The organism is Comamonas sp. GW821-FHT11H03 (assembly GCF_058807955.1).
Map to the genome: position 1 here is coordinate 222,250 of NZ_JBXARF010000005.1, position 20,337 is coordinate 242,586.

The 20,337-nt window shown below is 62.9% G+C and carries 19 protein-coding genes and 1 tRNA gene; 9 read left to right on the top strand and 11 right to left on the bottom strand.

What is annotated here, in order from left to right; translation table 11 throughout:
• Positions 1-144: 144 nt before the first annotated feature.
• The 3 genes from AC1RTQ_RS13445 to AC1RTQ_RS13455 all read right to left on the bottom strand — a co-directional run bounded on the left by AC1RTQ_RS13445 (position 145) and on the right by AC1RTQ_RS13455 (position 1,764).
• Positions 145-235, bottom strand: a tRNA-Ser gene (locus AC1RTQ_RS13445).
• 92 nt (positions 236-327) lie between these two features.
• Complete coding sequence (locus tag AC1RTQ_RS13450) at positions 328-1,248, bottom strand: SPFH domain-containing protein (RefSeq protein ID WP_492876411.1); 921 nt, start codon at positions 1,246-1,248, stop codon at positions 328-330.
• Between the two features lie 90 nt (positions 1,249-1,338).
• Positions 1,339-1,764, bottom strand: a complete 426-nt coding sequence (locus AC1RTQ_RS13455; RefSeq protein ID WP_492876413.1) for an NfeD family protein — start codon at positions 1,762-1,764, stop codon at positions 1,339-1,341.
• Positions 1,765-1,903: 139 nt separating this feature from the next.
• On the opposite strand from AC1RTQ_RS13455, the gene AC1RTQ_RS13460 reads away from it, so the two are divergent.
• Together AC1RTQ_RS13460 and AC1RTQ_RS13465 are read left to right on the top strand one after the other, a co-directional pair.
• Entirely contained in the window at positions 1,904-4,426 is a 2,523-nt protein-coding gene (locus AC1RTQ_RS13460; RefSeq protein WP_492876415.1) for an Orn/Lys/Arg family decarboxylase, read from the top strand.
• A gap of 88 nt (positions 4,427-4,514) precedes the next feature.
• Positions 4,515-4,961, top strand: coding sequence for a VanZ family protein (locus AC1RTQ_RS13465; RefSeq protein WP_492876417.1), 447 nt, complete (start codon positions 4,515-4,517; stop codon positions 4,959-4,961).
• A gap of 88 nt (positions 4,962-5,049) precedes the next feature.
• Here AC1RTQ_RS13465 and AC1RTQ_RS13470 read toward each other — a convergent pair whose 3' ends face one another.
• From AC1RTQ_RS13470 to AC1RTQ_RS13480, 3 genes are all read right to left on the bottom strand, one after another.
• Entirely contained in the window at positions 5,050-5,994 is a 945-nt protein-coding gene (locus AC1RTQ_RS13470; protein ID WP_492876653.1) for a Bug family tripartite tricarboxylate transporter substrate binding protein, read from the bottom strand.
• A gap of 184 nt (positions 5,995-6,178) precedes the next feature.
• Positions 6,179-7,396, bottom strand: a complete 1,218-nt coding sequence (locus tag AC1RTQ_RS13475; protein ID WP_492876419.1) for a CaiB/BaiF CoA transferase family protein — start codon at positions 7,394-7,396, stop codon at positions 6,179-6,181.
• 45 nt (positions 7,397-7,441) lie between these two features.
• Positions 7,442-8,377 (bottom strand): hydroxymethylglutaryl-CoA lyase, encoded by a 936-nt coding sequence (locus AC1RTQ_RS13480; protein WP_492876421.1) that lies wholly within the window; start codon positions 8,375-8,377, stop codon positions 7,442-7,444.
• A 140-nt stretch (positions 8,378-8,517) separates the two neighbouring features.
• Between AC1RTQ_RS13480 and AC1RTQ_RS13485 the strand changes: the two genes are divergently transcribed.
• Positions 8,518-9,246 carry an IclR family transcriptional regulator gene (locus AC1RTQ_RS13485; protein ID WP_304350991.1) on the top strand — a complete coding sequence of 243 codons (729 nt, stop codon included), beginning with the start codon at positions 8,518-8,520 and terminating at the stop codon, positions 9,244-9,246.
• Between the two features lie 88 nt (positions 9,247-9,334).
• Here the strand turns inward: AC1RTQ_RS13485 and AC1RTQ_RS13490 are convergent, their stop codons facing one another.
• From AC1RTQ_RS13490 to fabI, 3 genes are all read right to left on the bottom strand, one after another.
• Positions 9,335-10,174 carry a DNA ligase gene (locus tag AC1RTQ_RS13490; protein WP_492876655.1) on the bottom strand — a complete coding sequence of 280 codons (840 nt, stop codon included), beginning with the start codon at positions 10,172-10,174 and terminating at the stop codon, positions 9,335-9,337.
• Between the two features lie 244 nt (positions 10,175-10,418).
• Complete coding sequence (locus AC1RTQ_RS13495) at positions 10,419-10,940, bottom strand: superoxide dismutase family protein (protein ID WP_492876423.1); 522 nt, start codon at positions 10,938-10,940, stop codon at positions 10,419-10,421.
• Between the two features lie 171 nt (positions 10,941-11,111).
• Positions 11,112-11,912 carry an enoyl-ACP reductase FabI gene (fabI, locus tag AC1RTQ_RS13500; protein WP_492876425.1) on the bottom strand — a complete coding sequence of 267 codons (801 nt, stop codon included), beginning with the start codon at positions 11,910-11,912 and terminating at the stop codon, positions 11,112-11,114.
• A 120-nt stretch (positions 11,913-12,032) separates the two neighbouring features.
• Here fabI and AC1RTQ_RS13505 point away from each other — a divergent pair, with 120 nt between their 5' ends.
• From AC1RTQ_RS13505 to AC1RTQ_RS13525, 5 genes are all read left to right on the top strand, one after another.
• Positions 12,033-13,847 carry an extracellular solute-binding protein gene (locus AC1RTQ_RS13505; RefSeq protein ID WP_492876427.1) on the top strand — a complete coding sequence of 605 codons (1,815 nt, stop codon included), beginning with the start codon at positions 12,033-12,035 and terminating at the stop codon, positions 13,845-13,847.
• A gap of 209 nt (positions 13,848-14,056) precedes the next feature.
• Positions 14,057-15,085, top strand: coding sequence for a microcin C ABC transporter permease YejB (locus AC1RTQ_RS13510; RefSeq protein ID WP_409812956.1), 1,029 nt, complete (start codon positions 14,057-14,059; stop codon positions 15,083-15,085).
• A gap of 48 nt (positions 15,086-15,133) precedes the next feature.
• Entirely contained in the window at positions 15,134-16,234 is a 1,101-nt protein-coding gene (locus AC1RTQ_RS13515; RefSeq protein WP_492876429.1) for an ABC transporter permease, read from the top strand.
• Positions 16,231-17,886, top strand: coding sequence for an ABC transporter ATP-binding protein (locus AC1RTQ_RS13520; RefSeq protein WP_492876431.1), 1,656 nt, complete (start codon positions 16,231-16,233; stop codon positions 17,884-17,886). Before AC1RTQ_RS13515 ends, AC1RTQ_RS13520 begins: the two co-directional genes overlap by 4 nt.
• Before the next feature lie 197 nt (positions 17,887-18,083).
• Entirely contained in the window at positions 18,084-18,245 is a 162-nt protein-coding gene (locus AC1RTQ_RS13525) for a hypothetical protein (protein WP_196354051.1), read from the top strand.
• Between the two features lie 102 nt (positions 18,246-18,347).
• On the opposite strand, the gene AC1RTQ_RS13530 is transcribed toward AC1RTQ_RS13525, so the two are convergent.
• Positions 18,348-18,680: a chaperone modulator CbpM gene (locus tag AC1RTQ_RS13530; RefSeq protein WP_492876433.1), complete on the bottom strand. Its 333-nt coding sequence runs from the start codon at positions 18,678-18,680 to the stop codon at positions 18,348-18,350.
• Between the two features lie 11 nt (positions 18,681-18,691).
• Positions 18,692-19,672 carry a DnaJ C-terminal domain-containing protein gene (locus tag AC1RTQ_RS13535; protein WP_492876657.1) on the bottom strand — a complete coding sequence of 327 codons (981 nt, stop codon included), beginning with the start codon at positions 19,670-19,672 and terminating at the stop codon, positions 18,692-18,694.
• A 230-nt stretch (positions 19,673-19,902) separates the two neighbouring features.
• Here AC1RTQ_RS13535 and AC1RTQ_RS13540 point away from each other — a divergent pair, with 230 nt between their 5' ends.
• On the top strand, positions 19,903-20,283 hold the full coding sequence (locus AC1RTQ_RS13540; protein ID WP_302093095.1) for a thioredoxin family protein: 381 nt from the start codon (positions 19,903-19,905) through the stop codon (positions 20,281-20,283).
• The last annotated feature ends 54 nt before the right edge of the window (positions 20,284-20,337 follow it).

The following is a 20,337-nucleotide window of genomic DNA, read 5'->3' on the forward strand; positions in this document are numbered from 1 at the left end:
GGATTCGAACCCGCGGTGGGCTATTAACCCACACACGCTTTCCAGGCGTGCGACTTAAACCACTCATCCACCGCTCCACAGCGATCCCAAAATACTTCATTTCTGAAGTAAAAAACCAAGTGTGGTTGACTTGATTTTTAAATCTGGCGGAGCAGGCGGGATTCGAACCCGCGGTGGGCTATTAACCCACACACGCTTTCCAGGCGTGCGACTTAAACCACTCATCCACCGCTCCGTGTGATGAAGCCGCTATTCTAACCAGAAATTTCGACCTCAAAATGAAAGTGCAGAAAGTTCTTTTCTGCACGGTGCCAGAAGCGAGCAGGCTCAGGCGCTCTTGCCCACCTGGACCATCTTCATGGCGGAAGCAATCAGGCCGGAGACCTCGGTCATGTTCGCAGGAATGACCAAAGTGGTGTTGGAGTCCGCAGCCACCTTGCTGTAGGCCTCCACGGCACTTTCAGCCACCTTGAGCTGAACGGCCTGCTCGCCACCGGGCTGGCGGATGGCCGTGGCCACTCGCTCCAGCGCCTGTCCGGTCGCTTCGGCCACGGTGGTGATGGCGGAAGCCTCACCCTGGGCCTTGTTGATGGCGGCTTGCTTCTCGCCCTCGGAGCGGGCGATGAAAGCTTCGCGCTCGCCGGTGGCGATGTTGATCTGTTCCTGGCGTCGACCTTCGGAAGCGGCGATCAAGGCGCGCTTTTCGCGTTCGGCCGTGATCTGGGCCTGCATGGCGCGCAGAATTTCAGCGGGCGGTGTCAGGTCCTTGATTTCATAGCGCAGCACCTTCACGCCCCAGTTCAGCGCAGCCTCGTCGATGGCATTGACGACCTGGGCATTGATCATGTCGCGTTCCTCGAAGGTCTTGTCCAGCTCCAGCTTGCCGATCACGCTGCGCAGCGAGGTCTGGGCGAGCTGGGTCACGGCCATGATGTAGTTGGACGAACCATAGCTGGCGCGCATGGGGTCGGTGACCTGGAAGTAGAGAATGCCGTCCACGGTCAGCTGCGTGTTGTCACGCGTGATGCAGACCTGGCTGGGCACGTCCAGGGGAATTTCCTTGAGGCTGTGCTTGTAGGCGATGCGGTCCACGAACGGGATCAGAAAATTCAGGCCGGGTGTGAGCGTGCCTGCATATTTGCCCAGACGCTCCTTGACCCATGCATGCTGCTGGGGGACCACCTTGATCGAGCGGACGATGAAGATGACGGCAATGATGGCGATGGCGAGAGGGACTGCGTAATCCATATTGTCTCCAGCCCTTGTGGGGCGTTGGTGTAAAGAAAGAGAGCGAGGCGTTCCAGCGCCCAGCATAACCATGCCGGGGCTGGCCGCTGATCAGACCTTGTCAACCAGCAGGCGGTTGCCGATGACTTCGGCCACGCGATGCGTGCCGGGAGTGGACAGGGCGCCCTGGCGCCCCATGACGGTCCAGGTGGCGCCGCGATAGCGGACCTGGGCCGTGCCGTCGGTGTTCCACTGCTCCACGACCACGGTTTCGCCCACATCCATGTTGACATCGCGATTGCTGGAGGCGGGCTGTCTGCGCGGGCTGCGCTTGCGCAGCAGATAGCAGACGAGGACGGCGCCCGAACCCAGCAGCGCCGCGGCGACGATCTGGCTGCTGGTGCTCATGCCGAAATGAGCGCACAGTGCACCGGCAATGGCACCCAGAGCCAGCATGAGGAGATAGAAAGTGCCGGTCAACAGCTCCGCAATGACCAGCAAACCGACAAGCAACCACCATGCGGTGGAGTGATCCATATCTGAACTCCTGTTAGGGGCTGTATTTAGTGCACCACATTCTGGGTTAAAAACAGCCTGTTTCAAAGCCGCAATAAGGATATTCCTTACACTTCGCGGCTGTTTCGTTTTTTAGGCCTGATTGGTACGGAGGCTGTTCATGAAGTTTCGCTTTCCCATCGTCATCATCGACGAGGACTATCGTTCCGAGAACACCTCGGGACTGGGCATCCGCGCCCTGGCTCAAGCCATTGAAGAAGAGGGCTTTGAAGTCCTGGGCGTGACCAGTTATGGCGATCTGTCGCAGTTCGCCCAGCAGCAAAGCCGGGCCAGCGCCTTTATCTTGTCGATCGACGACGAGGAATTCCAGCTCGGTGGCGACAAGGACCCCATCATTCACAGCCTGCGCGACTTCATCGGTGAAGTGCGCCGCAAGAATGAAGAGGTGCCCATCTACATTTACGGCGAGACCAAGACCAGCCGTCACCTGCCCAACGACATTCTGCGTGAGCTGCATGGCTTCATTCACATGTTCGAGGATACACCCGAGTTCGTGGCCAAGCACATCATCCGCGAAGCCAAGAGCTATCTGGAGAGCGTGCAGCCTCCGTTCTTCAAGGCGCTGCTGGACTACGCCGAGGACGGCTCCTACAGCTGGCACTGCCCCGGTCACTCGGGCGGCGTGGCCTTTCTCAAGAGCCCCGTGGGCCAGATGTATCACCAGTTCTACGGTGAGAACATGCTGCGCGCCGACGTCTGCAATGCCGTGGAGGAGCTGGGCCAGCTGCTGGATCACAATGGCGCCATCGGCGAGTCCGAGCGCAATGCCGCGCGCATCTTCAATGCCGATCACTGCTACTTTGTGACCAATGGCACATCGACCTCCAACAAGATCGTCTGGCACCACACCGTGGCACCCGGCGATGTGGTGGTGGTGGACCGCAACTGCCACAAGTCCATCCTGCACTCCATCATCATGACGGGTGCGATTCCGGTGTTCCTCAAGCCCACGCGCAATCACTTCGGCATCATCGGCCCGATTCCGCAAAGCGAGTTCAGCGTGGAGTCGATTCAGGCCAAGATTGCCGCCAACCCGCTGCTCAAGGGCGTGGACGCCAAGGCCGTCAAGCCCCGCGTGCTGACGCTGACGCAGTCCACCTACGACGGCGTGCTCTACAACACCGAGACCATCAAGGGCATGCTGGACGGCTATGTGGCCAATCTGCACTTCGATGAAGCCTGGCTGCCCCACGCTGCCTTCCACCCCTTCTACGGCAGCTATCACGCCATGGGCAAGAAGCGCAAGCGCCCGATGCACTCGGTGGTCTATGCCACCCAGTCCATCCACAAGCTGCTTGCCGGCATCAGCCAGGCCTCGCATGTGCTGGTGCAGGACAGCCAGACCGAGAAGCTGGATCATCCGCTGTTCAACGAGGCGTATCTGATGCACACCTCGACCAGCCCCCAGTACAGCATCATTGCCAGCTGCGACGTGGCTGCTGCCATGATGGAGCCGCCCGGCGGCACGGCGCTGGTGGAAGAGTCCATCGTCGAGGCGCTGGACTTCCGCCGTGCCATGCGCAAGGTGGAAGACGAGTTCGGCGACGACGACTGGTGGTTCGAGGTCTGGGGCCCTGAAGCCCTGGCCGAGGAAGGCGTGGGCACGGCCCAGGACTGGATCATCCGTGGTACGGACGCATCGACCAAGACCCGCTCCAAGAAGAACGGCAAGGAGTTCGACAACTGGCACGGCTTTGGCGATCTGGCCGACGGCTTCAATATGCTGGACCCCATCAAGTCCACCATTGTCACGCCCGGCCTGGACCTGGACGGCGACTTTGCCGACACCGGCATTCCCGCCTCCATCGTCACCAAGTACCTGGCCGAGCATGGCGTGGTGGTCGAGAAGACCGGCCTGTATTCCTTCTTCATCATGTTCACCATCGGCATCACCAAGGGCCGCTGGAACACCATGCTGACGGCGCTGCAGCAGTTCAAGGACGACTACGACCGCAACCAGCCGCTGGCGCGCATCCTGCCCGAGTTCTGCCAGCAGCACCGCCGCTACGAGCGCATGGGCCTCAAGGACCTGTGCCAGCACGTGCACGAGCTGTATGCCAAGTACGATATTGCACGCCTGACGACCGAGATGTATCTGTCGGATCTCAAGCCCACGATGAAGCCCTCGGATGCCTATGCGCATATCGCGCAGCGCAGGACCGAGCGTGTGGAAATCGACCACCTGGTCGGCCGCACCACCGTGGGTCTGGTCACGCCTTACCCACCCGGAATTCCGCTCCTGATTCCCGGTGAAGTCTTCAACAAGAAGATCGTGGACTACCTGGTGTTCGCGCGCGAATTCGCCAAGGAGTGCCCGGGCTTCGAGACCGATATCCACGGTCTGGTGGAGCTGGAAGACGAAAACGGCGAAATCCGCTACTACGCGGACTGCGTGGCCGAGCAAAGCGTCAAGGCTGTGGCTGTGAAGAAGACGGCTGCGGTGAAGAAGCCCGCGGCCAAGAAGGCTGCAGCCAAGAAGACGGCTGCGGCGCCCGAAGCCACGACAGTTGCCAAGACGCCTGCCCAAAAGCGGGCAACAAAGCCGGCAACAAAGGCAGCAGCCAAGTCCACCGCGAAGCCTGCAGTGAAGGCTGCGGCCAAAACGGCAAGGAAGGCTGCATAAGCCTTGGCTTTTGCAAGGTCGGGGCGATCCCGGCCTTTTGCACATCAGCCCGGAGTGCCTGCACTTCGGGCTTTTTCATATCCCTGCCATGCATTCATTCCTGCAACCGGCTGGCCCCGTGCCTCTGTGGAAGCTGTTGGCGGCAGCCAGCCTGGGCTGGGCCTTGTTCATGCTCTGGGGCTGCCTCAATGAGACAGGCAGCAGCGGTGGGCTGATTCTCCGGCTGTTCCCGTTTCTGCGTGGCTTCGAGCACACGGACAAGCTGGTGCATGCCGGCCTGCATGCGGTGCTTGCGGGTTGGCTCTGCTGCGCGGGGCTGGCGCGTGCACATGCTGCGCACTTGCGCTGGACAGCCGGGCAAGCACTGGCCGTGGTGCTGATCTGTGCCGGCTACGGCGGCGTGATCGAGCTGCTGCAGGCCGGCTTGTCCACCACGCGGTCAGCCGAGTGGCTCGATGCACTGGCCAATGCTGTGGGCGCGAGCCTGGCCGTGCTGTTCATTGAGGGGCTGTGCTGCATGAAGCAAAAATGGTAGCTGCTTGCGCTTTACCTGTATTATTTATAGGCATAAAACTATCTGAAACATAGGTAGTTATTGCGCAAGAAGCTCCTGATTTTGATGACTATTCCAGAGTGATCTTCGCGTCGCGGATCAGCGCGGCCCAGCTGGCCTGCTCCTTTTGCAGATAGGCCTGGGCATCCTGAAGGCTGCCGCCCATGGGGGTGCTGCCTTCGGACTGCAACTGTTTGAGCACTGCCGGGTCTTGCAAGCCGGTGTTCACGGCGGCGTTGATCTTCTGCGCCAGCGCGGCGGGCGTATTCCTGGGGGCCACGATCAGTTTCCAGTCCACGGCTTCAAAGCCCGGAAAGCCGGACTCGGCCACGGTGGGGACCTGGGGCAGGATGGCAAGACGCTTGGCCGAGGTCACGGCCAGTGCGCGCAGGCGCTGGCCCTTGATCATGGGGTAGACCGCCTGAGGCGTGCCGAACATATAGTGGGTCTGCTTGCCCAGCAGATCGGTCACGGCCGGCGCGGCGCCTTTGTAGGGCACGTTGAGCACATCGATCTTGGCCTTGAAGGACAGCATTTCTCCCGCCAGATGGCCCACGGTGCCCGTGGAGGCCAGGCCTTGCTTGATGGCTCCGGGCTGGGCCTTGGCCGCAGCGATCAGGTCCTGCAGCGATTTCCAGGGCGAATCGGTGGGCACGACCAGCACCACGGGCTGCGAGGCCACCAGCGCCACGGGGAGCAGATCGGTCCTGGCGTTGAACGGCATGCTGGGCAGCAGCGAGGGATTGATGGCCAGATTGGCGGTCTGCCCCATGCCGAAGGTGTAGCCGTCAGCCGGTGCCTTGGCGACGGCATCGAGGCCGATATTGCCGCCCGCACCGGGCTTGTTGTCCACCACGATGACCCAGCGATTGGCGGTCGCCATGCGCTCGCTGATCTGGCGCGTCACCGTGTCGGTGCCGCCGCCAGGGGTGAAGGGCACGACCATGCGGATCGACTTGGCGGGCCATTCGCCAGGCTGGGCCGCTGCGCTGGCTGCGGCAAGCGTCATGGCCATCAGCGTGCATGCTGCCACCGCCAGGCGGCGGCTCGGGTGTCGGGAAGAAGGGCTGTGTGGCATGGTTTTGTCTCCTGAAATCTGGAAATTGGGGTAAAGAATCCCCGCAGGGCGCGCGTGGGCGCCCTGTTCTGGGGTGGGTGAAGTGGTGCGGGGCGGTGGCCCCGCAGTGCCGCTCAGTCGCTCAGTCGGGCTGGCCCTGGGCCAGCGCCTGGGCCTGGGCCTGGCTGTAGCCCAGCGCCGTCAGAATCTCCAGGCTGTGCTCGCCGAGCCTGGGGGGCGAGAGGCGCACCTGCAGATGCTTGCCGTCCAGGGTCAGCGGCAGCAGCACGGTCTTGCTGTCACGGCCGTCCGGCAGGGTGATGGGGGCCAGCGCGCCGGTGGCGTTCAGGTGCGGGTCTTCAAGCAGGTCGTGCGGGCGGGCGATGGGCGCAAACGGCAGGCCCTTGTCTTCGAAGACGCTGGCGATATGCGCGGCGCTGTAGCCGGCCATGGTTTCGCGCAGCAGCGGCATCAGCCAGCTGCGGGCCTGCACGCGGTCGTTGTTGCTGCCAAGGCGCGGATCGTCACGCAGCTGCTCCAGGCCGAAGGCGTTGCAGAACTCGCGCCAGGCACCGTCGCTGACCACGGCCAGAAAGATCTGCTCGCCGCCCTGGACTTCGAACACGTCGTAGATCGCCCAGGCCGAAATGCGTGCGGGCATGGGGGCTGCGGGCTTGCCGGTCACCGCGTACTGCATCATGTGCTGGGCGATCAGAAACACATTGTTCTCGAACAGTGCGCTTTGCACTTCCTGGCCCTTGCCGGTCTTCTCGCGCTGGGCCAGGGCCGCCATGGCTCCCATGGCGCCGAACATGCCGCCCATGATGTCGTTGACGCTGGTGCCCGCGCGCAGCGGGTCGCCGGGGCGGCCCGTCATGTAGGCAAGGCCGCCCATCATCTGCACCACCTCGTCCAGGGCCGTGCGGTGCTCGTAGGGGCCGGGCAGAAAGCCCTTGTGGCTGACATAGATGAGGCGTGGAAACTGCTGCTTGAGGCTGTCGTAGTCGAGCCCCAGCTTGGACATGGTGCCGGGCTTGAAGTTCTCGGTCACCACATCGGCCGTGGCGATCAGCCGCAGCGCGGCTTCCTTGCCCTCGGGGGTCTGCAGATCCAGCGTTAGGCTTTTCTTGTTGCGGTTGAACAGCGGGAAAAAGCCCGAGCCCGAGCCCAGCAGCTTGCGCGTGGCATCGCCGTTGCGGCCGTGGCCCACGGGCTCGACCTTGATGACTTCGGCACCCAGGTCGGCCAGCATCAGGCCGCAGCTGGGGCCCATGACCATATGGGTGAATTCCACCACGCGGATGCCGGCATAGGGCAGGGGGGCAGCGCCGGTGCCGGCGGATTCGGTTGAGGAGTGCATATTCATCTCTTCTTGTTCTTGGCCCGGTTGCGAGCCGTTTCGTGATCAGTAACGGTGAGGCACAAAGCCCTTGGGCAGGCCCGCCGGTGGCAGCATGCCGTACAGCGCCTCGCCCGGCAGGCCGGCGGCCAGCGTTTCTCGCGCTGCAAGCAATCGCTCAATATCAATGCCGGTGCGCAGGCCCATGGCTTCGAACATGAAGACCAGATCTTCGGTCACCACATTGCCGGAGGCGCCGGGGGCATAGGGGCAGCCGCCCAGTCCGGCCTGGGAGGCGTCGAAAGTGCGCACGCCTGCCTCATAGGCGGCCAGGCAGTTGGCCAGTCCCAGGCCTCTGGTGTTGTGCATATGCGCGGCGCCGGCCCTGTCGCCGAGTTCGCTGCGCAGGCGCGTGAACAGGCGCTTGACCTGCGCCGGGTTGGCCATGCCTGTGGTGTCCGACAGCCCCGATTCATCGGCTCCGGCGGCCACGCAGGCCGCTGCCAGCGCAATCACCTCGTCCTCGGGCACCAGGCCCTGCAAGGTGCAGCCGAAAGCGGTGGAGATGCCGGCTTCGATATGTACGCCGGGTGCCATCTCGTCGCGCAGTCTGGCGATGGCGCGCACCTCCTCCACCATCTGTGCGGGTGTCTTGCGCACATTGGCCATGGAGTGTGCGGGGCTGGCCGATACGGGCAGCGTGATCTTGTGCGCGCCGGCGCGCATGGCGGCTTCGGCTCCCTTGAGATTGGGCACCAGGGCCATGATGGTGACACCGGGTTGGGCGGCGGCGTGGCGCACGACTTCGGCGGCATCGGCCATCTGCGGCAGCAGCTTGGGCGAGACAAAGGAGCCGACCTCGATCTCCTGCACGCCCGCAGCGACCAGGGCATCGATCCATGCGCATTTATGGGCCGTGCTCATGGTGGCCGAGATGGACTGCAGGCCGTCGCGGGGGCCGACTTCGCTGATCAGGAGATCGAAACGGTGGGGGGATGACATGTTGCCTCACTGTGGTTTCATGCTTGCATTGCAGCCAGCACAATGTTGTAATGAAGTTCTATCTGATAGAACTAAATTCTTTCTATTGAAATATTGCCTTGCGTCCTGATGCCCTGTCAAGCTGAGGGGCAGGAGTTTTTATGCCGCGTAAATCCCTGAATGAATCCGTAGCCGACGAGAATGCCGCGCCTGGCGGTGTGGCCGCAGTGGACCGGGCCCTGAGCGTGCTGGGCGCATTCCAGGATGGCGATGCCGCGCTGAGCCTGGCCGAGCTGGCCGAGCGCACGCGCCTTTACAAGAGCACGGTGCTGCGATTGCTGGCTTCCCTGGAGCATGGCGGCTGGGTTCAGCGCCAGGATGACGGGCGCTACGCGGTGGGCCCGGCCGTGGCCAGGCTGCATGCGGTCTACGAGCAGAGCTTTTCGCTGGACAAGCTGGTCATGCCGGTGCTGCGCGCACTGGTTCAGGCCACCGGCGAGAGCGCTGCCTACCATGTGCGCCAGGGGCGCGAACGTCTGTGTCTGTACCGCGTGGATTCGCCGCATCCGGTGCGCGACCATGCGCGTGCCGGAGATCTGCTGCCCCTGGATAAGGGGGCCGGCGGGCGCGTGCTGGTCGCTTTCGATCCTGAGCTGGGCGACTGGGTGAAGAAGCAGCGCAGCCACTATGCGCGTGTACGGGCCGATGGCTATGAAGCCCTGGTGGGCGACAGGCATAGCGAGATCGCCGGCATCTCGGCCCCGGTTTTTCGCCGCAACGGGGAGCTGGCCGCAGCCCTGACGCTGACCATGCCTGCGCATCGCTATGACGAACGCTATGTCAAAAACGTGTTGCAGGCCGCGCGCGACCTGGGGGCGCAACTGCCGTAGATTGGGGCGCTGTGGGCGCTGTGGGCGCTGTGGGCGCTGTGGGCGTGAGGCGCATGGTGGGCAGTCGCAGGCAGCGATGAAGCCCGGGTCACGGGCCTGCCGGCTCGGGTTGAAAGCCCGGCTCGCCGCGCACGCGCAAAAAGCGGGCAAAGCGCGGCAGGCCGCTTTTTTCGTGCAGGCCCTGGTAGCGGTAGGTGACCCAGCTGCCGAGCGCAGGCGGGCTTTTGCGCAACTGCGCCGTCAGCCCGGAGCCCAGTGAAAACTGCTTGCCGTCCGGGGTCTGCACCAGTAGCGCACCCGTCATGCCCTGCCATTGTCCGCGTCCGCTTTTGTAGCCGATGACCCGGGCTTCGGCATCATCGAAGGGCTTGAGCTTGAGCAGATCGTCGCTGCGGCCCGGGCGATAGGGCGCGCTGCCCTTGTGCAGCATCAAGCCCTCGCCGCCGCCTTTGACGACGGTGTGCAGCCATTGCTGCAGCTCCGCTTCCGAGCCCAGCTTGCGCTGCTCCACCATCTGCACCCAGTCCTGGGCAATGGCCCCGACGGTGCGCTGCAGCAGCGGCAGGCGCTGGTCAAAGCTGCCCGCAGCGGCGGGCAGATCAAACACCATGAATCTCATCTGGCGCCAGGCTTGGTCGTCAGGGATGGCCTGTGCCGTGGTGGACTGTGCATGGCCAAACCGGCCGCGTCCGGCCCAGAGCTCGCCATCCATGGGGGTGGCCGGCCAGTCCCGGACAAACCACTCTGGCGTCGCGATCCGCAGCCCGCCACGGCTGATGAGCTGGTGGCCGTTCCAGTAGCCGCGTACGCCGTCCAGTTTTTCGCTGACCCAATAGTCCTGCAGCGGCAGGCCGCTGCGCCAGACCTGGGCCAGCATCAGCGAAGGCGGCTGGGCCGTGGTCTGGGCCCGCACGGCAACAAAGCCCAGGCAGAGGCAGGCGCAGACCAGCCAGTGAATGCATTCCCGAAGGGATCGGTGCCGTGGCTCAGGCATGGCTATCTCCCGGTAATGAGGCAGCTCATGCTAGAGCGCGAAGCCCAGGCCGTCGATGCGGGTATGAGCCCATTTCAAAAAACATGGCTATCGGCGGCTTATCTCTTTAGGGGTTGTGGTGATTTCAATGAAAAAGCCGCTGCAGCCAGGCAGCGGCTTTTGTCAGGGGGCAAGGCCTTCAGTCGCGGCTGATGACGGCGCAGGCGATGCGTGCGCCGGCATTGCCCGTGGGCTGGGTGGTGTAGTCGTCGGGCTGGACATGGACGATGACCGCGCGGCCTATGACATTGCCAGGGCCGGCCAGCAAGGTGATGTCTGCCGACTGTACGTTGACAGTGGCCACGCCGTTGGAGTCGGCCTTCAGGCTTGGCAGGTCGCCCATATGGTGCTGGGTCGAGTCATATTTGCCATGCGGATTGCCCAGCGGGTTGAAGTGGCCGGCAGCGGCATTGCCGTTGTCGCCGCAGTCGCCCTTGTCGTGGATGTGAAAGCCGTGCTCGGAATTGGGCTTGAGGCCGTGAATCACGGCATTGATCACGACCTGCTGGCCGGTCTTCTGGGTGAATTTCACATCGCCGCTGACCTTGCTGCCCGAAGTGGCCTGCAATCTGGCGATGGCCTGGGCGGGCTGGGGCTCGGGGGTGCTGCAGGCCGTCAGGGTCGCAGCGAATGCGGTCAGGATGAGAAAACGATATGGCATGTAAGCTCCTCTTGAATATTCGCAAGAACCATAGAGAAAACACTGTGAACCATAGCGTCAGTGCTCTGCAGCGCTTGTAGGGCAAGGGCCAAGATGTCGGGAGCGGTCCCAAAAACAAAGCCCCGCAGGCCTCAGAAGCCTGCGGGGCTGGTGTCGTCAAAAGCCTGGGGCTCAGACCTGATCGGCCGACAGGCCAGCGGTCTGGCTGAAGCCGCCGTCCACATAGGTGATTTCGGCGGTCACGCCGGAGGCCAGGTCGGACAGCAGGAAGGCGGCGACATTGCCCACGTCTTCAATCGTCACGTTGCGGCGCAGGGGGGCAGCATCGGCCACACGGCCCAGCAGCTTGCCGAAGTCCTTGATGCCCGAGGCCGCCAGGGTCTTGATGGGGCCGGCGGAGATGCCGTTGGCGCGGATGGCGCGGCCGTCGGCAGTGCGGCCCACGGCTTCGGCCAGGTAGCGCACGGATGCTTCCAGCGATGCCTTGGCCAGACCCATGGTGTTGTAGTTGGGGATGGAGCGCAGAGCGCCCAGATACGACAGGGTCAGCAGCGAGGACTTGTCGTTCAGGTAAGGCAGGGCAGCCTTGGCCATGGCGGGGAAGCTGTAGGCGCTGATATCGTGGGCGATCTTGAAGGATTCACGGCTCAGGCCGTCCAGGAAGTTGCCGGCAATGGCTTCACGGGGGGCAAAACCGATGGAATGCACAAAACCGTCGAACTTGCCCCAGGTGGCGCCCAGGTCGGAGAACAGCTTTTCGATCTGGGCGTCGTCGCCCACGTCGCAGTCGAACACTAGCTTGGAGTCGAAGTCGGCAGCAAATTCGGTAATGCGATCCTTGAAGCGTTCACCCACATAGCTGAAAGCCAGTTCTGCGCCTTGCTCGTGGCAGGCCTTGGCAATGCCGTAGGCAATGGAGCGGTTGGACAGAACGCCCGTGATCAGCAGCTTTTTACCGGCGAGAAAACCCATTGTTGTTCTCCAAAGAAAATTGAAAGAGACGATGGCTGCATCTGTGGCAGACGCGCCATCTTTGAAAACGTATCCGCTCGAACTGGGTGCGAATCAGTCGGGGTAGGGCAGAATTGTCGCATGCGCCATTGGATGATTTGCTCAGCCCTGATTGTCAGCAGCCAAGTTGCCACACCTGCCCTGGCAGCACATGGCTATGCGCTCTGGGGTCAGCCCAAGTACGCGGCCGACTTCAAGCACTTTGACTATGTGAACCCTCAAGCGCCCAAGGGCGGCGAGCTGCGCATGGTCAGCAATCTGCGCTATTCGACCTTCGACAAGTACAACCCCTTCACGATCAAGGGCTCGCCGCCTGCCTATCTGGCAGACATGCTGTTCGAGAGCCTGCTGACCCCCAGCCTCGACGAAACGGCTACGGGCTATGGCCTGCTGGCCGAGGATGTGGAGGTGGCGGCCGACGGTCTGTCTGCGACCTTCAAGCTGCGCAAGCAGGCGCGCTTTCACAACGGCAAGCCCGTGCTGGCCCAGGATGTGAAGCACAGCTATGAGACGCTGCTGAGCAAGTATGTCTCGCCCGGCTACAAGACGCTGTTTGCCGAGGTGGCCGGCTGTGACGTGATCGATGAGCGCACGGTGCGCTTTCGCTTCAAAAAGCCCAATCGTGACCTGCCGCTGACCGTGGGCACCCTGCTGCCGGTGTTCAGTCGCGATTGGGGGCTGGGCGCGGATGGCAAGCCCAAGGCCTTTGACCAGGTGGTGATGGACACGCCGATCGGCAGCGGGCCCTACAAGATCGGTCCGGTCAAGTTCGGCAAGGACATCAGCTATGTGCGCGACGCCAGCTACTGGGGGGCAGCCTTGCCGGTGCGTGTCGGGCTGGCCAACTTCGAGCGCATCACCATCAAGATCTACAAGGATGGAACGGCGCGGCTGGAGGCGCTCAAGGCCGGCGAGTTCGATCTCATGCGCATCAATAGCGCAGGTGACTGGGCAAGACGCCTGACGGGCAAGCGCTTTGCATCGGGCGAGCTGGTCAAGGGCGCGTTCGAGAACAAGCTGCCTTCGGGCTTTCAGAGCTTCTTCCTGAACCTGCGCCGCGAGCAGCTCAAGGATGTGCGCGTGCGCGAGGCGCTGGGTCTGGCCTATGACTACGAGTGGATGAACCGCCAGATGTTCTACGGCGCCTACCAGCGTGTGCACGGCTTGTTCGGCAACACGGCGTGCGAGACCCGGGGCGAACCCACCGAGGCGGAGCTGGCCCTGCTCACCCCTTTCAAGACCAGCCTGCCACCGGCCACGCTGGGGCCCATGGCCCAGCCGCCACGCACCGATACGGGCGACGGCCTGCGCGGCAATCTGCGCCGCGCGCAGAAGCTGCTGGCCGATGCCGGCTGGACGGTCAGGGACGGAGCCTTGCGCAACGCCAGCGGCGAGCCCATGGTGCTGGAGTATCTGGACAGCAGCGAGAGCGGCGTCAAGATCGTCAGCAGCTGGATGCGCAACCTGGAAAAGCTGGGCATCACGCTCAAGGTGCGCAATGTGGACTACGCGCTCTATCAGCAGCGCATGGACAAATACGATTTCGACATCGTGACGCTGAACGTGCCCGGCACGCACAACCCGGGTCAGGAATATGCCGAGCTGTTTGGCAGCGCCGCCGCCGATGTGGAAGGGGGCTCCAACTATGTCGGGCTCAAGAGCCGGGCCGTGGATGCCATCATCGCCCAGATGGCGGCGGCCAAGTCCGAGCAGCAGATGCTGCCCGCCTGCCATGCGCTGGAGCGCATCATCGTGCACGGCCATTACCTGATTCCCCAGTATTACTCGGGCACGCACCGGATGGTCTATGACGCCTGGAGGCTGGCGCTGCCGGGGCAGATTCCGGCTTATTCGCCGGGCGAGCTATGGGCGGTCTATGCCTGGTGGGCTAAGTAAAGTGGCCCCCACGCTCCACCGTTGCACGGGTCGCTGCCCCCCAAGGGGGCCGGCCTTGCTTGGGGCGGCCCGGCGCTGCGGCCCCGGTAAAGTGGCCCCCACGCTCCACCGTTGCACGGGTCGCTGTCCCCCAAGAGGGCTGGCCTTGCTTGGGGCGGCCCGGCGCTGCGGCCATCGCCACCGTGGCTGAAAACAAGGGTTGATCGAAGATGTTTGCCTATATTTTCAAACGCATTTTGCTGATGATCCCCACGCTGCTGGGCGTGCTGCTGCTGACCTTTGTGGTCATCCAGTTTGTGCCAGGCGGCCCGGTGGAACAGTATCTGGCCGAGGCCAAGGCCGGCGCCGGACATGGAGCCGAAGGCGCTTCCATGAGCTATCGAGGTGGCCAGGGCGTGGATCCCAAACGCCTGGAGGAGATCAAGGCGCTGTACGGCTTTGACAAGCCGCCGCTCGAACGGTTCGTGCAGATGCTGGGCCAGTTTGCGCGTTTCGATCTGGGCACCAGCTTTTTCCAGAACAAAAGCGTCTGGGCGCTGGTCAAGGAAAAACTGCCGGTCTCCATCAGCCTGGGCCTGTGGACGTTTTTCATCAGCTATCTGGTGGCTGTGCCGCTGGGTGTGGCCAAGGCTGTGCGAGCGGGCTCGCGCTTCGATCTGGCAACCACCATTTTGATTCTCATCGGCTATGCCATCCCGGGCTTTGTGCTGGGCGTGGCGCTGCTGGTCATCTTTGGTGGGCAGCTGCAGTGGTTTCCGCTGCGCGGGCTGACATCGGCCAATTTCGACGAGCTCAGCACCATGGGCAAGGTGGCGGACTATCTCTGGCATATCGCGCTGCCTGTGACGGCCATGGTGGCGGGCAGCTTTGCCGTGACGGCCATGCTGACCAAGAACTCGTTTCTTGAGGAGATCCGCAAGCAATATGTGCTGACGGCCCGCGCCAAGGGCTTGTCCGAGCGCCAGGTGCTCTACAAGCATGTGTTTCGCAATGCGCTGATTCCCATCGTCACGGGCTTTCCCTCGGCTTTCATCGGCGCCTTCTTTGCCGGCGCGCTGCTGATCGAGACCTTGTTCTCGCTCGACGGCCTGGGTCTGCTCAGCTATGAAAGCGTGATTCGCCGCGACTTTCCCGTGGTGCTGGGCACGCTGTATCTTTTCACGCTGATCGGCCTGGTGACCAAGCTCATCAGCGATCTTTGCTATGTCTGGGTAGACCCCCGGGTCAAGTTTGACTGATTTATGCAAGATAAGCCTCAAGCCAATGCCCTGCGAACGCAAGATGCTATGAATACAGGAGTAAAGAGTGTGCCCGCAGCGCCTGCTGCCCAATCCGAATCCCCTGGGCGCCGGGCCTGGAGGCGTTTCAAATCCAACCGGCTGGGCTTTGTCAGCCTGCTGATCTTCTCGGTGCTGGTGGTGCTCAGCCTGTTTGCCGAGTTGCTGTCCAACGACAAGCCGCTCATCGTGCGCTACGAGGGGCAGACCTATCTGCCGCTGCTGCATGATTACCCGGAAACCACGTTTGGGGGCGATTTCCATACGCCAACCGATTACCTCGATCCCTTCATCCGGCAAAGGCTCGGTGAGGGTGATAACTGGGCGATCTTTCCCCTCAACCGCTATGGCAAGTCCACCATCAACTACTTTGCCAAGTTGCCCAACCCTTCTGCACCGTCGGCCGACAACTGGCTGGGCACCGATGACCGGGGGCGCGATCTGCTGGCACAGCTCATCTACGGTTTTCGCGTCAGCGTGCTGTTCGGCCTGGCGCTGACGGCCGTGGGCGTGCTGCTGGGTGTGCTGGCGGGGGCTGTGCAGGGTTTTTTCGGCGGCAGGACGGATCTGGCCTTTCAGCGCCTGACGGAAATCTGGGGCTCCATGCCTGAGCTCTACCTGCTCATCATCTTCAGTGCGCTGTTTGCGCCCAGCGTCTCGCTGCTGCTGATCTTGCTGAGCCTGTTTGGCTGGATGGGGCTGGCCGACTATGTGCGCGCCGAGTTTCTGCGCAACCGCCAGCTCGACTATGTGAAATCCGCCCAGGCGCTAGGTGCCAGCAATCGCTCCGTCATCTTTCGCCACATCCTGCCCAACAGCATGACACCGGTGATCACCTTTTTGCCCTTTCGCATGAGCGGGGCCATCCTGGCGCTGACCTCGCTCGATTTTCTGGGCCTGGGCGTTCCCCCGGGCACGCCCAGCCTGGGCGAGCTGCTGAGCCAGGGCAAGAACAATATCGATGCCTGGTGGATTTCCCTGTCCACCTTTGGCGTGCTGGTCATCACGCTGCTGCTGCTGACCTTCATGGGGGACGCCCTGCGCGATGCGCTGGACCCGCGCAAGCAGGCGCGCACGCATGCAGCAAAGCGCACGGGGGGCAAGCCATGAGCGAGGAGAAATACGGGATGGAGAGCCGCAGCCAGCTGCTGAGCGTGCGCGATCTGAGCGTGTCTTTTGCGGGCAAGCCCGTGGTGCAGGAGGTGAGCTTCGAGCTGGCGGCCGGTGAAAAGCTGGCGCTGGTGGGGGAGTCCGGCTCGGGTAAGTCGGTCACGGCGCTGTCGCTGCTGCGCCTGGTGGGCGATGCGCAACTGGGTGGTCGGGCCCTGCTGGACGGGCGCGACCTGCTGGGGCTTTCGGAGCGCGAGATGCAGGGCATACGCGGCGGCGATATCGCCATGATCTTTCAGGAGCCGATGACGGCGCTGAACCCGCTGATGACCGTGGGCGCGCAGGTGGCAGAGGTGCTGCAACTCAAGCAGGCCTTGAGCCGGGCCCAGGCCTTGAAGCAGGCGGTGGAGCTGCTGGCCACCACCGGCATCCCCGAGCCCGGGCGCCGCGCGCAGAGCTTTCCGCACCAGCTCAGCGGTGGCCAGCGTCAGCGCGCCATGATTGCCATGGCCCTGGCCAGTCGTCCCCGGCTGCTGCTGGCCGATGAGCCGACAACGGCGCTGGATGTGACGCTGCGTGGCCAGATCCTGGATCTGCTGGCCGATCTGCAGCGACAGACCGGCATGGCCGTGCTGATGATCACGCATGACCTGAACCTGGTGCGCCGCTTCGCCGACCGCGTGGCGGTCATGGAAAAAGGCCGTCTCGTGGAGCAGGGCGCTGTGGTCGATCTCATGCAGAACCCGCAGCATGCCTATACCCGCAAACTGCTGGCCAGTCGGCCGGTGCGCAATGTGGTGGAGGGGGCCGAGCCGGCCGGCGAGGCGGCCGTGGTGCAGACCCGGGCCCTGCAGGTGAGCTATGCCACGCCTTTGCCCGGCATTCGCGGCTGGTTCAAAAAAGGGGCATTCGTGGCGGTCAAGGGCGCAGATATGCTGCTGCGGCCTGGCCGTACCCTGGGGGTGATCGGTGAATCGGGCTCGGGCAAATCCACGCTGGCCCAGGCCGTGCTGGGGCTGTTGCCTGCGGCCGGGGAGCTGCAGGTGGCCGGCAGGCCATGGCAGCAGCCGGCAATCCGCAACAGCGCCGCCAATCTGGCGCTGCGGCGCAAGATCCAGGTGGTGTTTCAGGATCCGTTTTCCTCGCTCTCTCCGCGCATGACGGTGGAGGAGATCGTCGGCGAAGGCCTGCAGATCCATGCCCCTGAGCTCGCTGCCGCGCTGCGGCGCGAGCGCGTGCTCAAGATGCTGGAGGAGGTGGGGTTGACCGAGGCCCAGTTTCCCGGCCTGCTGCAGCGCTATCCGCATGAATTCTCGGGCGGGCAGCGGCAGCGCCTGGCGATTTCACGTGCGCTCATCATGGAGCCCGAGGTGTTGGTGTTGGACGAGCCCACGAGTGCACTTGATGTCACCATTCAGCAGCAGGTGCTGGCCCTGCTGCAGCGGCTGCAGAAGGAGCGTGGTCTGGCCTATCTGCTCATCACCCACGATGTGGATGTGATTCGCGCCATGGCCCATGAGGTGCTGGTCATGAAGGACGGGCAGATCGTGGAGCAGGGCGGGGTGCAGGCGGTGTTGACTGCGCCGCAGCAGGCCTATACGCGCCAGCTGGTCGAGGCCGCTGCCGTCGTTGCCGAGTTGCCGGCGGCCTGAAGGTGATGGCGAGCAGCGCTTTCACTTCAATGGTTTGAGGCTTTGGACACCTGCAATTGCTGTCGATTCACTGATTCGCGAGGCAGGCATTCGCTGAAAAACACTGAATCCGCATTCGAAAGTCTGTATTTATTTGGCGCGAATTCTCTGGCTGTGGCCTAATTGATCCTTTTCAACCTCCCAATTGAGAATTCGACATGGGCAATAAAATCGTTACCGAAGCAGACCGCAAGGCCACTCCCCGTCCCCAGGCACCCAATGGCGTGACCCTGCCCACTCCCGGGCGCGGCCAGCGCGTGAGCCTGGAGCGTGGTTCGCACACTCGCAGCAAGAAGCAGGCCGGCAAGCGCCACGGCTAATTCCTGCAGCAGGCTGCGCCCTGGTGTGCGGCCCGCAAAAAAGCCCTCGTCACTTCGGTGCGAGGGCTTTTTGCTTTGCACGGCTTCAGGCAGTGGGTTTGCTCATCCCTGCAGATTCTTCAGCTTGCGGCGCAACTGCTGCACTTCCTCGATGAGATCGGTGGTCAGTGCGGCGAGCTGAGGGTCGGCGTCGAAGCTGTGTTCCAGCTGGGCGATGCGGCGCGCACGCACCAGCGTCTGGCTGCTGAAGCGCCATTGCTCATGGCTGATCTCGCGGACCTGGCCGTCGTTGTCGTAGCTGATGACGCCTGTCTGCACATGCTCGATCACCCATTGAGGGCTGGTGCGGCAATGGCGGGCCAGTTCGTGCAGATCGAGCACGGCCTGCTCCAGCAGTTCGGCGGGCTCGTAGAAAGGGTAGTGGGAGGTGCTCATGGGAAAACCTTTCAACTCAGGCTGCGGGCATCGAACTGCGGGAAGGCCTTGGCAAAGTCGGCATAAGCCTGCTTTTGCGCGGCTGTCGCAGCGGGCGGGAAGACCACATCCAGCACCAGATACAAATCACCCGGCGTGGCGGCGGGCAGGCCCTTGCCCTTGAGGCGCAGCTTGCGACCCGAGCGATAGCCGGCGGGCACTGTGACTTCCAGTTCCCCGGCCAGCGTCTTGAAGGGGACGGGGCCGCCCAGCTCGGCCTCCCAGGGCGCGAGTGGCACTCGCTGGTACACATCCTTGCCCTCGGACCACCAGCGTGGGTCGCTGCGAAAGTGCACCTCCAGCAGCAGATCTCCCGGGGCACCCTTGCCCAGGCCCGGGTTGCCCTGACCGGCAAGGCGAATCATCTGGCCCTCGCGCACGCCCTTTGGAATGGTGACCTGCAGCTCCTTGTTCTTGTGGGTGGGGATGCCCTGGTCGTCGAGCACGGTGCTGCGCAGATGCAGTGAGCGCACGGCTCCGCTGTAGCTGTCCTGCAAATCCAGCTCTATGCTGGCATGCTGGTCCTGGCCGCGCATATCGGGTGTGCTGCGCGCGCCTTGCTGGCCTTGATGGCGTCGCGCACGAGCGGCCTGGCCGAACATCTGCGAGAAGAAGTCGCTGAAATCGGCGTCGCTGCCGGCATCGCCCTGGCTGCTGAAGTGAAAGTCCTGCTGATCCCAGTCGGGCGGCGGGCGAAAGCCTCCGCCGCCCTGGGCTCTGGCATTTTGCGCAAACTGCATCTCGTCGCCCATGGCGTCGTAGGCGGCGCGCTTTTCGGGGTCGGAGAGTACGGTGTTGGCTTCGTTGACCTCGGCCATGCGAGCGTCCGCATCTTTTTCCTTGCTGATGTCGGGGTGGTATTTGCGGGCGAGCTTGCGATAGGCCTTTTTGATGTCCTCGGTGGAGGCCTTTTTGTCCACGCCAAGTATCTTGTAATAGTCCTTGTAATCCATGGAGTCACCAATCTTCTTGTCGAAAGAAGGGCGCAAGCCAGCTGCTATGACTGCTGCCATTGCCGCGCCCGGGTTAAGGAAAATAATAGGGATGGAGTGCTGCGGCTTCAAGGGTCTCAATGCGCGTTGGTAGGTTGATGACCGGGGTTTGAGTCCTTGGGGGCATCTGGCGCTACCATTGCGGGGATCAATGCAGGGGCGTGTGCGAAGGCCTGCCCAGAGTTTGTGAAATGAAACAAGAAATTACAAAAGCAGACGCATGGCTGGTTGTCTGCCTCTGTGCTGACTGGTGCGGTACCTGTAAACAGTACCGGCAGCCCTTCGAGGCTCTTGCTGCCCAGTTTCCACAGATGCGTTTTGTCTGGCTCGATGTGGAAGACCGTGAGGATGTAGCTGGCGATCTGGACATAGAAACCTTTCCGTCCATTTTGGTGGCGCAGGGTGAGCAGGCCAAATTCCTGGGGCCTGTGCTTCCGCAGGCGGGGGTGCTGGCGCGGATGCTGCAATCCCTGCCCACAGATGCCGCGGCGAGGCCTGCCGATGTGCTGGAGGCTCAGGATTTGCTGCAACGATTGTTGCGCGCTGATGACCTGCAGGATGTCTTGCGTTGATCGCAGTTTTATGAGAGACACTTTTTGCGAAAACAATGGTTTGCGGCTACAATC